Genomic DNA, 16,824 nt, shown 5'->3' with positions numbered 1-16,824 from the left:
CAAACCGCCTACCCCTTTCCCGATTGCCCATCGAAGCATAAGAACAAAAGGATCGACTGGGCGGAAGGGGGCCGATGCCGTCGAAAGCACCGCTCATCCTGTTCTACACGCGCGTCTTCGACAAGCCGGCTGACATCGCGGCTGCGCCGGCCTGTGCCGTTCCGGCCGAGTGGACCAACGACCGCAGGCGGCTCTCGGAGGCCGACGCCGTGGTCTTCCATCTGCCGAATTCTCGCGAGATCGGCGACGCCCGCAAATATCCCGGCCAGCTTTGGGTGGCGTGGTCGATCGAAAGCGTTGTGAACTATCCATGCATGGCCGATGCCGCCTTCATGCGGAACTTCGACATCACGATGACCTACGAATCCGGATCGGACGTCTGGACGCCGTACCTTCCGGACGCCGGCTGGTGGGAAGCCGCGAGCAACGCGCCGATCCTGCCCAAGACTGGGACCACGGCGGCGGTGCATTTTCAGTCCTCCGATATCAATCGAAGTGGACGCGCCGCTCTTATCGAGGAACTGTCACGGAGCATCGGCCTCGATCGCTACGGCAAGTTCAATCCCAACAGGCATATCGAGGGTACGGACCTCGGCCGGCAAACCAAGCTCGAGACCATCGGCCGTTATCCTTTCTGTCTGGCGCTCGAGAATTCGATCGCACCGGACTACGTCACCGAGAAGATGTTTGATCCGCTGGAGGCCGGGACTGTGCCGGTCTATCTCGGCGCGCCCAACGCCGCCGAATTCGTCCCCGACAATTCCTACATCGACGCCGCGTCCTTCCGCACACCGGCAGAGCTGGCGGCCTACCTTCGCCATCTCATCGAAACACCGCCGGCCTATGAAGCCTATCTGGCCTGGCGATCACGGCCGCTGCCCGATCGGTTGGCGGAGCGACTTGGCGAGATCGAGACGCCGTTGCGCTGCCGGCTCGCTCAACTCGTCGGTCAACGTCTCCAGCACGGCACGGGCCGGGTGACGGGCAGGCCATCCCTGCCGTTTGGCGCTCGAGCGTTCCTGCGGACCCGCTTGCGACGCTGGAGGGCTGCCCGGCGCGGCCGGCCGTTCTGAGAGGGCGCTCACCCGGCTCGCATTCGACCGGCTTGGGCTGTCCGATCACAGGTTGAAGGCGGCCGTGGCGTGGTCTGACGCCGGAGGCAAACGGTGGCCAGATCTTCCTGCGCGGCAACTGATCGGCAAGGTCCGATTCGACATTGTGCATGCCGAGAATGAGTTGCCGGACGGTCGGTCGCAAGGGAGCGAGAAGTTTGAACAGCGCAATGCCTTCGACGACGATCGTGTCCGGGCGGAAGTCCCGCACCAGCGCCTTGAGGCGCGCCAGCGCTGGAAGCGGTATCCGGCTCTCGCCTCGGATCCTTCGCCAGCCAAGCGACGGCGCGCGCCGCTCGCTCTCATTGGTCAGCTGAACCAGGCGGATGTCCGCGCCGACAGGTTGCGCTTCGCCGGTCGGTGGCACGACCGAAACAAGACAAACCGGGCCGAACGCGGCGGCCGCCGTGGCATTGCCGAAATTCCTCAGATCAGCGCCGGTCCGAAGTCTGGAGCGGTTCACCGTCTCACGGAAACGGCGGGCTGCTCTAACTATTTGTTTCTATGCAACTCCGGACGGAAAACCGGTTGCACAGGTTTCCTGGAATGCTCCAGATTTCCATCCGATGCCGAATTGCAGGAACAATCTGCGGCTCGGGTGACGCGTTTAGGCTGCGCCGCCGCCCCATTCCGGCCTTTTCGCTATGCAACAAGCCTCCGGCGGCCGTCCCTTCTGCCCGAGACAACATTTGCGGTTGAGCCGCAGGCGATTGGGCGATAGGTTATGCTGCAGTGCACAATGCATCCGGCCGGGCGACACGTCGGCTTTGGGCCGGCTACCACACGCTGAACGCTCCAAGGCTCACGGACAAAAAATCCGGCATGAAGATTCCGAAATCCATTCTGCTCGATCCTGAGGCTAACAAGGCCTACGGCGCCTTTGCCGTTGCGGTTTCCGTCTTTGCCTTCGCCTATTCGAGCAGTTTCGGCCAAATCCTGATCCTTGCCTACTACGCGGTCTGGCTGCCGCTGCTCTTCGTCGACTACAGGCGCTTCACCTGGAAGCTCTCATACGCCTGGCTGCCGATGCTCTTCGCGGCTTATGTCTGCCTGTCTGTCTTCTGGTCGCAGGCTGCCGGCACCAGCGCGCGTGCGGCGGTGCAATATTCCTCGCACATCGTCTGCGCCTACATCGCGGCGCGCACCATCAGCGTGCGGACGCTGGTGCTGGGCTCGTTGATCGGCATCTTCTTCGTCCTGCTCTATTCATTGAAAGTCAACGCTTACGCACTCGACATCATCGACGGCACCTTCAATTTCGTCGGCGCCTTCGCCTCGAAGAACCAGGTCGGTTTCTTCTCGTCGCTCGGCATCTTCTTGTCCGTCGTCTTCCTGATGTTCTACCGGCGCAACTGGCTGAGCTTCTTATGGACCGCGCCGATCATCCTGATGTCGGCATACATGCTGGCGATCGCACATTCGGCGACATCGGTCGCCTCGCTGCCGGCGGTGCTCGGCATCGTCATCTTGCTCACCATGAGCAGGGTCCTGTCGCGGCGCTACCGCCGCGTGCTGTTCGTGGTGGGCGGCGGCGCCCTGGTGGGCGGCGTCGTGGCCGCGCTGAACCTTGGCCTGCTGGACGTCGTGCTCGGCATCTTCGGCAAGGATTCGACGCTGACCGGCCGCACCTATCTCTGGCAGCAGGGCTGGGAGGCGGCGCAACTGCATCCGCTGCTCGGCTACGGCTATGCCGCCTATTGGGTGCAGGGTTTCGCCGATCCGGAACGTTTGTGGGCGGAATTCTACATCACCACCCGCACCGGCTTCCACTTCCACAACACTTATATCGAGACCTTGGTCGAGATCGGCTCCGTCGGCGTCGCCATGCTGGCATTTGTCATCCTGCGCGCCTTCTACGGCCATATATCGAAGGTGGTGTTCGGCGTCTGGAACGCCGATTCGGTGGTCCTCGCCGGCGCCGTCGGGCTGATGCTGATCCGCTCCTTCTTCGAGGTCGAGATTCTCGGCCCTTACTTCATGGCCTCCTTCATCGTGTATTACGGCCTGTTCAAGCTGAGCCCGGTCGCCCGGCGACGGCGGGTTGCCGTTCCGGCCCAGGATGAAAAGCCGGCCGCCGGCCACATGCCGGCCCCGGTCTGACCCGACCGGTCTCCGACAGCGGAGGCGCGGAACGGCTCAGCGTAGTCGCGCAAAAAGTCCGGTAGCAGCGGTTCGGATGGTGTTTGCGCAGACACGCGGAGTGCGTCGGAGATTGGGCCAAAGCCTTCGTCTTCGTCATCCTGGGGCGGAGCGAGGCGAAGCGACGCGGCGCAGACCCCGGGATTATGCCGTTACATCGAAGCTCCGCCAGCGGTCCAGAACTCCGCTCCGCTGCACCTCAAGCCAAGGTAGCGGCACAATCCTTGGGTCTGCGCTCTGCGTCGCTACACCCAAGGATGGCGAGGCCGAGAGCGGTTCAGCTTTTCACCGAATCGGTGATCCGCTCTAAGCATTTGTTTTTGCGCAATTCCCGACGGAAAACCGCTACGCACTTTTCCTGGGCTTGCTCTGGCTGGTGTGTAAACCAGTCTAAGCCACGGCCCGCGAGCGCTGCATTTGCCGCTGCAGGAAGCGGCGCACCGGCTCGTCATAAATGCGGGTGGCTATGTCGGCGATGACGATGACCGCGACGGCCATCAGAATGCCGAACCAGGGATGGTGCGAGAACGGGTCGACCGACACCGCCTTGCCGGCTCCGGCAATGATCATCAGCATCGGCGTGTGGATGATGTAGATCGGGTAGGAGATCCGCCCCAGCCAGCCATAGAAGCCAGCCAGTCGCGGCGCGGTCGGCGCAACGGCGCCGGTCACCACCATGATCGGGAAGACGACGGCGAGGCAGGCGAGGTCATAGGCGACGCGCCCGGCAGCGCCCGCCGGCGCGATGGCGAAGACGGCGAGCGTGAGCAGGATCGCGGCCTCGACCCACCAGCCGCGCCGCAGGAAGCCGAGACTGCCCTGGTAACCGGCCATCGACCGGCACAAGAGCACGCCCAGGAAGAAGGAGAACGATACGCGCGGCAGCCCGCTGATGATGGTCTTGCCGGTCATGCCGAAATCGAGCGTGCCGATGACAACGGAGGCGACGATCAGCAGCGCGAGGCTGACGGCGATCAGCGCCGTCAGCACGCGCCGTGACATGAGGAAGAAGACGGCGACATAGGCGATGTTGACGACAAGCTCGAAGAACAGCGACCACGAAGCAGGATTGAGCGGAAAGATCGTATGGTAGGCCTCGCCGACCAGCGGAATGAAGAACATGCCGGTCGTCAGCTGCATGCCGATCTCGGACAGCGGCATGTATTCGGCCGGCATCAGCCTGTTCTTGACCAGCAGGTAGAAGAAGCCGAGCAGCGTGCCGGCGAGATAGAGCGGATAAAGCCGGATCAGGCGAATGGCCACGAACGTGCCGAAGCCCATGCCGTTCTCGATCTTGCGGTCGTAAGCGTGGGCTATGACGAAGCCGCTGAGCAGGAAGAACAGGTCGACCGCGAGATAGCTCGAAGGCAGCACCTTGCCGTCGGCCAGGAACGGCGAGAAATGATAGAGCATCACGCTGATCGCGGCCACGCCGCGAATGGCGTCGAGGTTGAGGTAGACGTGACGCGGAGCGGCGGGCTGCATTCTATGCCTTCAAGCGGTCCAGACAGATCGCTCGCCCGCGCCTTGGCGCGAACGAGCCTGACAAGTTCCTCCCGCCTCCATGACGCAGGCCCTGCCGAGCAAGCCCTATGCGGACGGCGCTATTGGCTGGCCATCGGCGCCAGCTTGACCTTGATCACGTCGCCCGGCAGCACCGGCGTGTCTTCCTTGGCCTGGACCTCGCTGGTCTTGCCATTGGCAACGCGCAGCAGCGAGTAGAGCAGGGTCGGTTCCTCGCTGCCGGTGATGGAAGCCATCGTCGCGGGGTCTGACGCCTGGGCGATCAGGCCCTTCTGCATGGCTGTCCTCAGCGTCGCTTCGTTGAGATCCGCTTCGGTCTGCTGCCGGCTGGCGGCCAGGTTGGAGTTGAGCGTATTGCGGGCGTCGATGGCGTCCTGCTCGGCCTTGCTGATCGACTGCTTGGCGGTGAGGATAGCCGTTTCATAGTCCAGGATCTTGCCCTGCAGATCGGCCACCGACTGCTTCGAATCGAGCAGCCGCGCATTGGCGACCAGGCCCTTCTGCGCCAGTGGACCGATGCTGGTGAGCTGCTGCTGCGCCAGGTCGACCTGCTGCTGCTGGTTGCCGATCTTCTTCTGCAGCGATTCGATTTCGCCCTGCAGGACACCCTTCAGGTCGTCGAGCGCGTCCAGCTTCAACTTCAGCGCCTTCTGGTCGGCTGTGAGAATCTGCGTTTCGTCAGAGGCAATCGCCTGCACGCGCGGGTCGCTCTCCACCTCTTTCGGCACCTCGAAGCTCTCTTTGCCGGCCAGTTCCGCGTCGATGCGGGCGCGCTTGACGATCAGCCGCAGGCGCTGGTCGTCATAGATGTCGAAACTGCCCTTGGCGGTGACGAGGTCCTTGCCGAGCTGAGGGCCGTAGTCGGCGCTGCGCCGAATGCCGCCGGCGATGCTGACTGCTTTCAGCACCGTCAGGTCGGGCACATAGGGAAACTGGCCGGGATTCTGCACTTCGCCCGAAATGTAGAATGGCCGGAACTGCGCCATTTCGACCGAGGCTTCGGGCTTGTCGGGCAGCGCCAGCTTGCGCTGCAGCGCGAGCCCGATCGCCGCCGCGACCTCCGACGTCGTCTTGCCGGCAGCCTGCATCTCGCCGACGAAGGGCACCGAGAGCGTGCCGGCGGGGCCGACCGAATAGTCGCCATTGATGGCCGACCAGTCGCGGAACGTGCCGTCGACCGTCTGCCACTCGGCGACGCGGATGTTGAGCTTGTCCTGGGGGCCGAGTCGATAGTCTTCGGCCATCGCCATCTGCGGCGTCGCAAGACACATCACAAGCGCCGCGGCCGCAAAGCGGCTGGGCGCCCGGAAAAGGAGTCCGAAGGGGTGTTTTTTCAAATGAACGTTTCCGATCCGCGTTGGCCCCATCCGCCCGATGAGATCATTGCCGGACGCCTGCCCCGAGTTCGGCGGGGCAGGCCCGTCGGTCAATAGCTGCCGCGCGACATCCACACGGCAGGCACGGTCTTCACAATGATGCGAATGTCCTCGACCATCGACCAGTTCTCGACATAATGGCGATCGAAAGCGACGCGCGTGTCGTAGGACACGTCGTTGCGTCCGCTTACCTGCCACAGCCCGGTGAGACCGGGGCGCGACTTCAGATAGTAGACGGCGGCGCTGCCGTAGATTTCGAGCTCGTCGCGTACGACCGGGCGCGGCCCGACCAGGCTCATGTCGCCCTGCAGGATGTTGATGATCTGCGGCAGCTCGTCGAGGCTGAGCTTCCGTAACACCTGGCCGACGCGCGTCACGCGCGGGTCGCTCTTCAGCTTGCGCGTCGCGGCCCATTCGGCGGCGGCGTCCGGATTGGAGGCCAGATGCGCGGCGAGCACCTTCTCGCCATCCTGAACCATGGTGCGGAATTTGAGGCAGGCGAAGATCCTGCCGCCGCGACCGATTCGCTTATGGCCGTAGAAGATCGGACCGCGGTCGGAAAGCTTGACCAGCAGGGCGACCATCAGGAAGAGCGGGCTGAGCAGAATCAGACCCGCCAGAGAACCGACGATATCGAAACTGCGTTTGAGCAGACCGCCGATGGGGGGTGGAAAATCAATGCCGGCGTGCGAAAAACCCGCGTTGGCCGACTTGGCGACGTCCCTCATTCAGAAGCTCCATACGTTGAACGGATGGTTTACGGCACGATATCAAAAAAATGCTGCAGCGCAACACACAATTTCCCATTCGCGTGAAATGTTCGCGTCATGAATTGACCAAATAATAAACCTGCCGTGCCCAAATTTTCGGCTTTGTGGCTTGTTTATGACAAGGTGAGAGAATTTTCGGGAAATGTAGTGCCGCTTTTGGGCTGTTTTTGGGCAGTGCATTCTTTGCTGCAGACGAACGCCGGTTGCAGAGCGTCAGAATCACTCGCTGCGGTAAGTTCTTCGCCTAAAATACTAATTAATGTTTTGGGTTCTATTGTCAGGGATTCCATTATGGTGAATAGGTGGCCATGCCGGAGTGTGCGTCGCAGCATGGTAGAGTCGATCCCGCAAAACCATTGGAAATCTCCTGCGATTGGCCTTGCTGCGAAGGTCTCGCCTTAATAGAGTCGCAAACTGTTTCTGTCATAGTCTGGATGGGTCAGAAAGGCCGGAAGCAACCGGCCGAATTGGGCAGCCAGAAAATAGCTCTTTGGCGGAACGGGGAGTTACGCGGGTGGGTAAGTCAGTGCTTTTGCGCGTTCGTGCCGGTTGACGGGACGACGAGCATGTCTTTGCCAAAATTCATCGTCGGGATGATATTCGCGCTCGCGATCGTCGTCGGCTGGTCTTACTTCGACGGCGCGTCGCTTGGCACCATCGTCGTGCGTGCCGTGCTTTGCGCGGTCATCATTCAGCTGGGTTATTTCCTTCTGGTCTTCGCCATGATTGCCAGGAGCCGGCCGCTGCCCGCCGACAGGGCCCGAGAAGCCGACCGCGGGGTCAAGGTGGCCGAGGGCGAAAAGCTAACCGCCAGGCGCGGCAGCGTCCGCTGATCTTCCAGTCGGGCCCCGAACCGGCGCGTTGTCCGCCGGTTGCGCGATTCCCGGATCGGCCCCTTCGCCGGAGAGCATCCTGGCCAGACGGCTGCCCGACTTTGCCTTCAGCCGCTGATATTGCCCGACCTCGACGATACGCCCGTTCTCGATGGCCACGACCCAGTCGGCGAAAGCGATCATCGATGGCCGGTGCGCGATGGTGAGAATGGTCATCTGGCCGCGCAGTTCCTCGATCGATTGGGCGATCAGAGACTGATTCTGCCAGTCGAGCGCGCTCGTCGCCTCGTCGAGGATGAGCAGCGAGGGCTTGCGCAACAGCGCCCGTGCCAGTGCGATTCGCTGGCGTTCGCCGCCCGAGAGCCGGGCGCCGCGGTCGCCCACCACCGTTTCCAGCCGCCGGTCGAGCCGCTCGACGAAGTCGGCCACATGGGCTTTGCGCAGCGCCGCCCAAAGCGCCTCGTCACCGGCCTGCGGGGCGGCAAGGCGCAGATTGGCGGCGATCGTGTCATGCAGCAGGAACACATCCTGCGGCACGTAGGCCACCTGGTCGCGCCAGGCCCTGCGGTTCCCGGCGGTGATCTCGACGCCGTCTGCCAGGACCCTGCCCTCTGTCGGCTCGAGCAGCCCAAGCAGCACGTCGGCGATCGTGCTCTTGCCCGAGCCGGACGGGCCGATCAGCGCCGTCACCTTGCCGGCAGGAAGGCCGAAGGTAATGCCGCTCACCACCGGGTTGCCGTCGCCATAGGCGAGCGAGACATCGCGGATGTTGACGCCGCTGTCGAGCGACAGCCTTGCGTTCTGCGCCGCATCCCCCGGCTCCGTCTCGCGCTCGGCGTCGAAGCGCGCCTGCAGGGCCTGCATGGCGGTGTAGGCCGGCAGGTTGATCAGCACCTGCTGCGCCTGCACCTGCATGTCCATGAAACGCGGCGCGACCCGCATGAAGACCAAAAGCAGCACGACGATTTCCGCAAGCGACAGATGGAAGCGCACCAGCGCGACGTAGATGAACAGGCTGAGGCCGATGACGCTCGCCACCTGGAACAGCGCGGTGCCGATGGTGCTGTTGCGGACATAGGCGACGTTGTCCGCCTTCATCTTTTCGAGCGTCGCGCGGAGCTGCGCGAAATAGCTGGCCTCCACGTTCAGGCTCTTGGCCACCTTGATGCCGCCAAGGAACTCCGAAACCGTGCGGTACTGCTCCTGGCGGCTGGCGGTCAGCACGCGGCCATAGGCGGTGGCGCGCGCACGGAAGGGCTGCAGCGCAACGAACAGGATCACGCCGATGAGGATGGCGAAGGATGTCATCACCGGCGAGATGAACAGCGACACCACGAGGTAGCCGGCAAGCAGCAGCGCCGTCTGGGCGAGCATCAGCAGCGAGAAGGCCGCCGCCTGTACCCTGTCGATGTCGCCGGTCAGCGCGTGGTCGAGATCGGAGCTGCGCATGCGGGTGAAGACGCTCCAGCGCGCCTTGCCGATGCTCTCGAACAGGTTCATGCGCACGCGGTTGACGAAGTCGTAAAGCAGCCGCGCCATGTAGAGCGACTTGAAGCGGTTGAACATCGCCTGCAGCGCCACCAGGGCGACGAGCAGGCAGAGCACCGTCGCCAGCGACAGCGTACCGCCGGGCACCAGCCAGCGCAGGGCGCCCGGAACCCGCACGGCGAAATCCTGGTCGGCATTGCCGATCAGATGCAGGAGCGGGATCAAAAGCAGGATCGAGAGGCCTTCGGTCAGACTTCCGAGGATCAGGAAAACCAGCGCCGTCAGCGTGCGCTGCCCGCCGATATGCGCCATCACGCCGCCGAAACCGGCGACATCGCGCCAAAGCGGCAGGCGGAGTTTTGCGGACCAGGCCATGCCTCTCACCACCTTGCTTGCGCGCCGGCGGCCAGATCGCGCTCGATCAGGGCGACGGCCTCATCGATGCGCTCCAGACCTGCCGGCACTGCGAGCCGGCTGGCGCCGACCCGGGCGGCGAGGTGCGCGCATTGGCCGAGATGCGTGGACGCGAAATCGCCGACCAGAGCCTGCCGGCCGAACCGGGTGACGTAGGAGAACTTGATTATCGCCGGCAGGGCGCCGGCGCCCGGCAGCGGCGCAATCGCCGCACGCTCGCCGCGCTCCAGCACATAGATCCGGGCTGCCGGCACGGCTTCGCCGGAAAATCCGGCTTGCAGGCGATGTTGCGCCTTCTCGATCTCCGGATGCACCTGCGGCCGCACCTCCGCTTGTCCGATCCGGATGGCGTCGGCGGCATCCGCTGCAAGCTTGAGCTGCGGAAAACCCGGCAGGATCATCGGCCGTGAAGGATCGGACAGGTCCAGCGCCACGACATCGTCGGTAAGGAGGAGATGACCGGCGCGGATCATCGCGGCCGCCGTGGTCGACTTGCCGGCGCCCTTGTCACCCATGAAGATCACGCTTTGGCCGCCCATGGCGACGGCGCTGGCGTGCAGGACGAGCAGACGGCGCTGATGCAGGGTGAGCGCCAGCACCGGACCCAGGAGCGGGAAGGCGAGCAGCGGATCGTCGATGCCCGGCGCCGGATCGACGTCGATCCTGGAAGCATCGCTGATCAGGAAGGTGCCGACGGCTTGCCAGGACAGATGTTGGCGTGTCGGCTCGAAACGAAAGGCCGTGGCGTTTGGCGAAACGGCCTCCGGAAAATCGATCGGCCCGACAGCGATCTCGATGTCCGGTGTTGCCGGCGCGGTCGGTTCCAGCTCCGGCAAAACCACTTCGGACCCGATCGTCAGGCCGTACGCCTTGTAGAAGCGACGGACACGTGCGTTTCGGGTGGCCGCTTCGAAGGCAGAGCCGGGCCTCGCGGCAAGAGAAGCGACCGGAGGGTTCATGCAGGGCTTCCATTCTGCTGGACCTGCCGCAGCCACAGTGACAGCGAGACCGAACGCCAGACATGCTGGACATCGGGCAGCGTCGCCTGCTCGGGCCGCCGCAGCATGCGGGCATAGACGGCGTTCACCTCGGGCAGATTGACATAGGGGGCGATCAAGCCGCCGTCCGACACCAGCAGTTTGTCCAGGAGATCGCGATGGTTGCCGATCATGCCTTTGACCAGGTTGGCGGTGAAATCGATCTTGTCCCGCCGCCATTGCACCGCCGGCGGCAGCACGCCTTCCATCGCCCGGCGCAGCACATGGCGGCCGAAGCCGTTGTGCAGTTTTTCCGCGCCCGGCAATGCCAGGCAGAACTCGACCAGCGGCTTGTCCCAGAACGGATAGCGCGGCTCGATGCCGAAATTGGCGGCTGCCTTGTCGAGAACCTCGAAGGCGTGCGGCACCAGTCCGTTGGACAGAAGCCAGCGATGCGTCAGCGCTTCGCTGGTGCTGACATTGGCGGGCATATAGCCGGCGCGGTGGAAACGTTCGGCAAGGTCGGTGCGCCTGGCAAGCTCCGGATTGACCAGTCCCGCCCAGGCCGCGCGCGGCGCGTGCAGCGGTCCGCGCCGCAGTTTGCCGAGGAAGCGTTTGGCCAGCGCTCTCATCCTGGCAATCCGCCAGGCCGGCCCGTAGGCGGTGAGGAACTTGAAGTACAGCGACAGCATTCCCTCGCCATAAGTGTTGGCGGCGCCGTGCAACTCGCGCCACAGCTCCAGCCATCTGCCGCCATGGGCGAGCTCATGTAGGTAACCATAGCCTTGCGATACGACCTCGTCGCCGCCATGGCCATCGAGAAGCACTTTGACGCCGTTGGCGCTCGCTGTGCGATAGATGCTGCGTGTCAAGGACAGGCCGGGCGCCAGGAAAGTCCCTTGCTGTTCCTCCAGAATGCGCTCAAACTCGGCAAAGGGCGCATAGTCCCCGATGGCAATCAGCGTGCCGTCCAGCGCATATCTGTCAAGCACCGCATCAATGAAGGGCTGCTCGTCCATCGACGAACCCTTCCCGAAGACCAGCGAGAAGGTTTTGAGCTTCGGCATCCGCGCCGCCGCGGCTTGAAGTCCGGCCACGCAGGCGATCGAGGACGAATCGAGGCCGCCGCTCAGCATGGCGCCGACGGACGGCGTGCCGCGCATCCGGCTCTGCACCGACTGGGAAAATATATGCCTGAATTCCTCGGCCGCATCCGAGCGAAGCGGCTTTGGCGAAGGCTCGATTTGCCAGTAGCGGCGGAGCGTCACCTGGCTGTCCGTCACCTTCAGGATGTGGCGGGCCGGCAGGCGGAAGATCTCCGCGTAGAGGGTGGATTGCGGATCGTCCGGCAGGCCGGCGAGGAAGCCGGAAATCTGATGCTCGCTGAGATTCCTGCCGATGCCATCCAGCGTAAGCAGGGGGCCGATCTCGGAGGCGAACGCGAAGCGCCTCGTGGTCGAGTGATAGTAGAACGGCTTGACGCCGAAATGGTCGCGCACGCAAAGCAGCGCCCGGCGCTCGGCATCCCAGATCGCGAAGGCGAAATCGCCTTGCAGATAGGTCGGGCAGGCCTCGCCCCATTTAAGATAGGCGTGCATCAGGAGCATCGCGTCGGCGACCGACCGGTCGCGTATGCCGAGCCGCGCCAGAAGCTCGTCGCGGTTGTCCAACCGGCAATCGGCCGTGATGGCGAGCTTGCCGCCGTCCATCGTCAGCGGGCCGGGGCCGTCCTCGCCCGTCGTGTCGAGCCAGGCATGGCCAAGTGCCGCGCTTCCGTCTACCCACCACGAGCTGCCGTCGCGGGCCCGGTGGCGCATGCGCGAAAGCATCTGCTGGATGTCGGCTGCCGCTGCGGGCCTGCCGTCTTGTCTCAGCAGAATTCCGGCGACGCCGCTCATGGCCTATTGCCAGGGATCGATGAGACGTGATCGACGAGATGGGCGAAGCCGTTGATCGAGCCGCCGAGCACGATGTGGTTGCCGCTGACCAGCCAGGCATGCGCCTTGAGCTCCGCGCCGGTGTCGCGCTCGATGCCGATGCGGATCCTGGAAGCATTGCCCTGGCGGGCAAGCAGATATTGTCCGGCAAGGGCCTGGGTGAGGCAGCTGGCGCCGGGCACGAACCGGGCGGCGGCGGCAACGCCCCATGCGACGCGCCGCAGATCGGCGATACCAGCGTCATTCCTCGCCTCGAGCCGGGTCACCAGAGAGCGCACGCGGTTGTAGGAGGAGAGTGTCAGCCCCAGCCGCACGGCGCCGACCACTGCCAGGCAGCGTGCCAGAAACAGCACCTCCGGGCCGCTCAGCGAGAGGACCCTAGGCCATTTCCTCATGGTGGAGCCTCGCAAGCCCGGCTTCGATCAGTCCCTTGAGCAGGCCCTCGACATCGGCTTTGCAGCGTTCGGCATCGACATCATAGCGCGCGCACACCGCGCTTCTTACGTCGAGGATCGGTCGCGGCTCCTGGATCAGCTCCCAGATATAGGCGCCAACGCCGTTCAGGCTGTAGTAGACGTTGGATTTGAGATGGAGCAGCGCCAGTCCCTTGCCGAATTCGCAAGCCACGGCATCGCCAGTCGCGACCACGCGGTCATGGTCAGATGGGTTCCAGTGCATCCTAAAACCTCATTGTCGAACGCCACGCGCGCCCTGGATCGGGATCGGTTGCCTGCGATTGCCCGGCCAGGAAGCCGGGGGATACGAGCCCCCGGCCCACTGTTCAAAAGACAACGCCCGGAGCCCCAACCGCGACAACTCCAAGCGCCTGCCAGCTCAGGAGAAGGTGAGCTCGCCGACGGGTGTGTGCGCGGGAAATGCCGCGTCCAGCGCCGTCGTGCCGGAGGCACCCTGCGTGATCGTTTCGATCGAACCGTGAACCGTCAGGCTGGGGGTCTCGTACTCGTGCTTCTCAACATTCTGTTCCATTTTACTCTCCAACTGAGGACTGGAAGCGGCGTCAGAATGCCGCCAGCATATCGCTATGCTGCGTTGCAATTGCTGCATGGCAACATTTATGAGTCAAGCGTGATTTACCCCGCATTAATCAATTCCCGGTTGCGCGTGCCGCCTTCGGTCATGGCATGGCCGGCTTTTGCATTCTCATCCTAAGTCTCGACGCCGCATCTTTTGCCGATTAAATAAGTATGTGATTTAATTGAGATAATTTTGTGAAACTCAAATGACTATCTCGCGATTGCGAAGAAAATGCCGCGAAAATACCGATTGCCGGCTCGCCTCGTCGTGGCTGCATCTTGTCTTCAAAAGTGATCGTTGTACGGCAAGTATAAACGCAAAGGTTGCAGACATCAGGCGGCCTCGGAACCCGATGAATGGCTGTCCTGATTTTTGACGGTGCTATTCTTCGCAGTTGCGGTATAAAGCCCGCCGCGGGCGGTTTTGCGGAGAAACGACGAACGGGCATGGCCGTGCAGGACGCTTCTTACGACAGGCTGCGTGCGGCCGGCTGCGCCGACGAAGTCGCCTATGTGCAGGCCTGTCTTCGGCTGTTCTTCAATCTGGCTGCTGGTGCCGCCGGCCGTGGCGGCACGCGGGCTCCGGCAGTCTCCGTGGCCCCGGAAATCTCCGTGGCCAATGTCGCCGACATCGCGCGGTTGAACAAGGTCGCGGTTTTTTTGCTCAAGGCTTTGTCGCATGCTGTGACCGGTGCCGCGCCGGGTGAGTTGCTCGCATGGCTCGATGGTTATCGCCGTCGCACCATGTCGATGAACGCCGCCTGCATCGGCGATTCGATCGCCATCCATCAGGTGCTGCGTGACAGGCGGGTCGACTTCGTCTTCCTGAAGGGGCCGCTGCAGCAGCAACTGCTATATGGCGATCATTTCATGAAGCCGTCCGGTGACGTCGACATCCTGGTTTCGCCGGCCGGTTTCTCGGCCGCCCGCGAGGCGCTGCGCTCGGCCGGCTACGAGGTCGCGGGCAAGTCCCGTTCGGTCTGGTGGGTGCGCTTCCTCGGCGAGCAGCACATGGTCCGCGACGACGGCGTGCGGACCGCCACGGTCGATCTCCATCATCGGCTGCAGCAGCCGGGCTCGCCGAGCCCGCGCGACATCGACGGCTTCCTGCGCCGCAGGCGCGAGGTCACGGTTGCCGGCGCCGCCATGCCGCTGATTTCGGCGTCCGACATGTTGCTCCTGTCCTGCATCAGCGTCGCCAAGGCCTTTTTCAACCGCGAGCCTTGCGCCGGCTATGTCTGCGATGTCAGAGCCGCGGCCAGCCGGCTGAACGAAGCCGAGCAGCAGGAAGTGCTCGACCATGCCGCCGGGCAGGGCCTCGCCGACACGCTGCTGCTTGGTCTGCGCGCCGCCGATGTTCTATTGGGCGGTACCGCAACGCTGCTTTCGGATCGCGCCGTCAGGATCCTGGCGCGCATCGACAATGCGGACCTCTTCCACATGGTGATCGCGCCCTGGCTGTCGTCGCTGCGCTGGCCGCAGCGGCGCATGGTGCTGTGGGAGCTCTGCGGCCGCGAGCCGGTGCGCTATCTGGCCGAGGCCGGCTGGGCGGCCTCCGCCGATCTCAGCCGGCGCCTCTTCGAGAGGCCGGCCGCGGCGCCGGTGCGGGGCAACGGATGAAGACCGGTTTTGCATTCATGGGCGGGCTGTCACTCATGCAATCGAAAGGTGAATCATGCCCGTGACGACCCCCAAGGTCTGCGTCATCATCGCCGCTCGCAACGCGGCGCGGACCATACCGGTCGCCATCGCTTCGGCTCTGCGCGAGGCGGAGGTGGCGGAAGTCGTCGTGGTCGACGACGCCTCCGCCGACGACACGCAGGGTGCGGCGCGTGCCGCCGATGACGGCAGCGGCCGGCTCAAGGTGATGCGTCTCGATGTCAATCGCGGTCCGTCCTTTGCCCGCAACGCCGCGATCAAGGCCTCCGTTTCGCCTTTCATCAGCATCCTCGACGCCGACGATTTCTTCCTCGAAGGTCGTTTCCGCCGGCTGTTTGCCAGCGCCGACTGGGATTTCGCGGCCGACAACATCATGCTGATCAGGGACGATGCCGCGGCCGATCCCACCAAGGTCGCTGCTCCGTCCTTCGCGCCCGAACCGCAATTTCTCGATTTCGAGCGTTTCATCGACGGCAACATTTCCCGCCGCCGCGTGCTGCGCGGCGAACTGGGCTTCCTCAAGCCGGTGATCAGCCGGGCGTTCCTCGAGCGTCACGGATTGAGCTACGACGAAAACCTGCGGCTCGGCGAGGACTACGAGCTCTATGCGCGCGCGGTCGCCTGCGGGGCGCGTTTCAAGATCATCAAGTCCTGCGGCTACGGCGCGATCGTGCGAGCCGATTCGCTGAGCGGCCGCCACAGGACGCAGGATCTGAAGCGGCTTGCCGATGCCGATCTGGCGCTGCTGACGCTGGGCAACCTGCCGGAGGGCTCGAAGGCCGCATTGCGGCGCCACGAGCGCCACGTGCGCGACAAATATCGGCTGCGCAATTTCCTCGACGTGAAGGCGGAGCGCGGCCTGGCGTCGGCCGCCGCCTATGCCTTCGCCAGCCAGTCCAACCTGATCCCGATCGTTCGCGGCGTGGCCGCCGACAAGCTGGACGCGCTGTTCCGCCGCACCGGCATTGCTGCAAAGCAGCAGGTGCCGCCGATGCGCTTCCTGATGCCGGCAACAAATGCCGCCAAGGAATGATCGGATAAAGGCGCCGGCTGTTGGGCCGTTCCCAAAAAAATCCGCTTTCCGAAACTACGAGGTTGCCTAGTTACTCCGAGAATGGCAGTCTATGTTGCGGTGCAGCAATTTCGAAAGGCCGATCGAATGGCTTCGATTTTTGGCTTCAGATCCAGGAACCCGGCCCGTGACCGGCAGACCGATCTCCAGCGTTTTGACCGTCTGGCGAAGCTGTTCGACCAGATCGGCGCCGAGATCGAAGCCGAAAAGGCCGGGCTGGAGAACCGCTATCGGTCGACGGCGACTAACGCGGCTTTCCTGGTCGAGGCTATGGAGAACGGCTCCGCGTCGACGGAGAAGTCGTCGGATGTCAGCGCGATGACCGGCGCGATCCTGAATTACGAGCGGCGCATCGCCGAGCTCACGCGCCAGAACGGTCTGATGAAGGAACTGCGTCATTCGCTCGACGCGATTGTCGACGGCGCGCAGCAGGCTAAGGCGCCGGCGGTATTGGCGAAGTCCGCAGGACGGGGCTGAAGGCATCCACGG

Annotated in this window: 16 protein-coding genes; 7 read left to right on the top strand and 9 right to left on the bottom strand. The window is 63.8% G+C overall.

Translation table 11 applies throughout. The features are described 5' to 3' along the window. Positions 1 to 74: 74 nt before the first annotated feature. From EN874_RS09950 to EN874_RS09940, 3 genes are all read left to right on the top strand, one after another. The gene (locus EN874_RS09950) at positions 75 to 1,073 is read left to right on the top strand and encodes a glycosyltransferase family 10 (protein ID WP_127424625.1); all 999 of its coding nucleotides are present in this window, start codon (positions 75 to 77) and stop codon (positions 1,071 to 1,073) included. Positions 1,074 to 1,125: 52 nt separating this feature from the next. Continuing rightward, the gene (locus EN874_RS33670; protein WP_168247446.1) at positions 1,126 to 1,833 is read left to right on the top strand and encodes a hypothetical protein; all 708 of its coding nucleotides are present in this window, start codon (positions 1,126 to 1,128) and stop codon (positions 1,831 to 1,833) included. Between the two features lie 101 nt (positions 1,834 to 1,934). Next, positions 1,935 to 3,212 (top strand): O-antigen ligase, encoded by a 1,278-nt coding sequence (locus EN874_RS09940; protein ID WP_127424624.1) that lies wholly within the window; start codon positions 1,935 to 1,937, stop codon positions 3,210 to 3,212. A 429-nt stretch (positions 3,213 to 3,641) separates the two neighbouring features. Here the strand turns inward: EN874_RS09940 and EN874_RS09935 are convergent, their stop codons facing one another. The 3 genes from EN874_RS09935 to EN874_RS09925 form a co-directional block, all read right to left on the bottom strand. Continuing rightward, positions 3,642 to 4,736, bottom strand: a complete 1,095-nt coding sequence (locus EN874_RS09935) for an acyltransferase (protein WP_127424623.1) — start codon at positions 4,734 to 4,736, stop codon at positions 3,642 to 3,644. Between the two features lie 119 nt (positions 4,737 to 4,855). Continuing rightward, positions 4,856 to 6,046, bottom strand: coding sequence for a polysaccharide biosynthesis/export family protein (locus EN874_RS09930; RefSeq protein WP_127425019.1), 1,191 nt, complete (start codon positions 6,044 to 6,046; stop codon positions 4,856 to 4,858). Positions 6,047 to 6,201: 155 nt separating this feature from the next. Further along, positions 6,202 to 6,879: a sugar transferase gene (locus EN874_RS09925; protein ID WP_126086252.1), complete on the bottom strand. Its 678-nt coding sequence runs from the start codon at positions 6,877 to 6,879 to the stop codon at positions 6,202 to 6,204. 608 nt (positions 6,880 to 7,487) lie between these two features. Between EN874_RS09925 and EN874_RS09920 the strand changes: the two genes are divergently transcribed. After that, the gene (locus EN874_RS09920; protein WP_127424622.1) at positions 7,488 to 7,754 is read left to right on the top strand and encodes an exopolysaccharide production repressor protein; all 267 of its coding nucleotides are present in this window, start codon (positions 7,488 to 7,490) and stop codon (positions 7,752 to 7,754) included. On the opposite strand, the gene EN874_RS09915 is transcribed toward EN874_RS09920, so the two are convergent. From EN874_RS09915 to EN874_RS09890, 6 genes are all read right to left on the bottom strand, one after another. After that, positions 7,725 to 9,617 carry an ABC transporter ATP-binding protein gene (locus tag EN874_RS09915; protein ID WP_127424621.1) on the bottom strand — a complete coding sequence of 631 codons (1,893 nt, stop codon included), beginning with the start codon at positions 9,615 to 9,617 and terminating at the stop codon, positions 7,725 to 7,727. The genes EN874_RS09920 and EN874_RS09915 overlap by 30 nt on opposite strands. A gap of 5 nt (positions 9,618 to 9,622) precedes the next feature. Then, a complete protein-coding gene (locus EN874_RS09910; protein WP_245513539.1) occupies positions 9,623 to 10,615 on the bottom strand; it encodes a serine kinase in 993 nt (330 codons plus the stop codon). Beyond that, positions 10,612 to 12,531: a lasso peptide isopeptide bond-forming cyclase gene (locus EN874_RS09905; protein WP_127424620.1), complete on the bottom strand. Its 1,920-nt coding sequence runs from the start codon at positions 12,529 to 12,531 to the stop codon at positions 10,612 to 10,614. Before EN874_RS09905 ends, EN874_RS09910 begins: the two co-directional genes overlap by 4 nt. After that, entirely contained in the window at positions 12,528 to 12,965 is a 438-nt protein-coding gene (locus EN874_RS09900) for a lasso peptide biosynthesis B2 protein (protein ID WP_127424619.1), read from the bottom strand. Before EN874_RS09900 ends, EN874_RS09905 begins: the two co-directional genes overlap by 4 nt. Further along, a complete protein-coding gene (locus tag EN874_RS09895; RefSeq protein WP_127424618.1) occupies positions 12,949 to 13,248 on the bottom strand; it encodes a PqqD family protein in 300 nt (99 codons plus the stop codon). The genes EN874_RS09900 and EN874_RS09895 overlap by 17 nt, the downstream gene beginning before the upstream one ends. Before the next feature lie 156 nt (positions 13,249 to 13,404). Beyond that, on the bottom strand, positions 13,405 to 13,557 hold the full coding sequence (locus EN874_RS09890; RefSeq protein WP_127424617.1) for a lasso peptide: 153 nt from the start codon (positions 13,555 to 13,557) through the stop codon (positions 13,405 to 13,407). Positions 13,558 to 14,051: 494 nt separating this feature from the next. On the opposite strand from EN874_RS09890, the gene EN874_RS09885 reads away from it, so the two are divergent. From EN874_RS09885 to EN874_RS09875, 3 genes are all read left to right on the top strand, one after another. Then, positions 14,052 to 15,224 (top strand): nucleotidyltransferase family protein, encoded by a 1,173-nt coding sequence (locus EN874_RS09885; RefSeq protein ID WP_127424616.1) that lies wholly within the window; start codon positions 14,052 to 14,054, stop codon positions 15,222 to 15,224. A 55-nt stretch (positions 15,225 to 15,279) separates the two neighbouring features. Further along, the gene (locus EN874_RS09880; RefSeq protein ID WP_127424615.1) at positions 15,280 to 16,296 is read left to right on the top strand and encodes a glycosyltransferase family 2 protein; all 1,017 of its coding nucleotides are present in this window, start codon (positions 15,280 to 15,282) and stop codon (positions 16,294 to 16,296) included. A 126-nt stretch (positions 16,297 to 16,422) separates the two neighbouring features. After that, complete coding sequence (locus EN874_RS09875; protein ID WP_127424614.1) at positions 16,423 to 16,812, top strand: hypothetical protein; 390 nt, start codon at positions 16,423 to 16,425, stop codon at positions 16,810 to 16,812. Positions 16,813 to 16,824: the final 12 nt, after the last annotated feature.

This window comes from Mesorhizobium sp. M1D.F.Ca.ET.231.01.1.1, from assembly GCF_003999155.2.
GTDB lineage: Bacteria > Pseudomonadota > Alphaproteobacteria > Rhizobiales > Rhizobiaceae > Mesorhizobium.
This window is presented reverse-complemented; position numbering and strand designations above follow the sequence as displayed.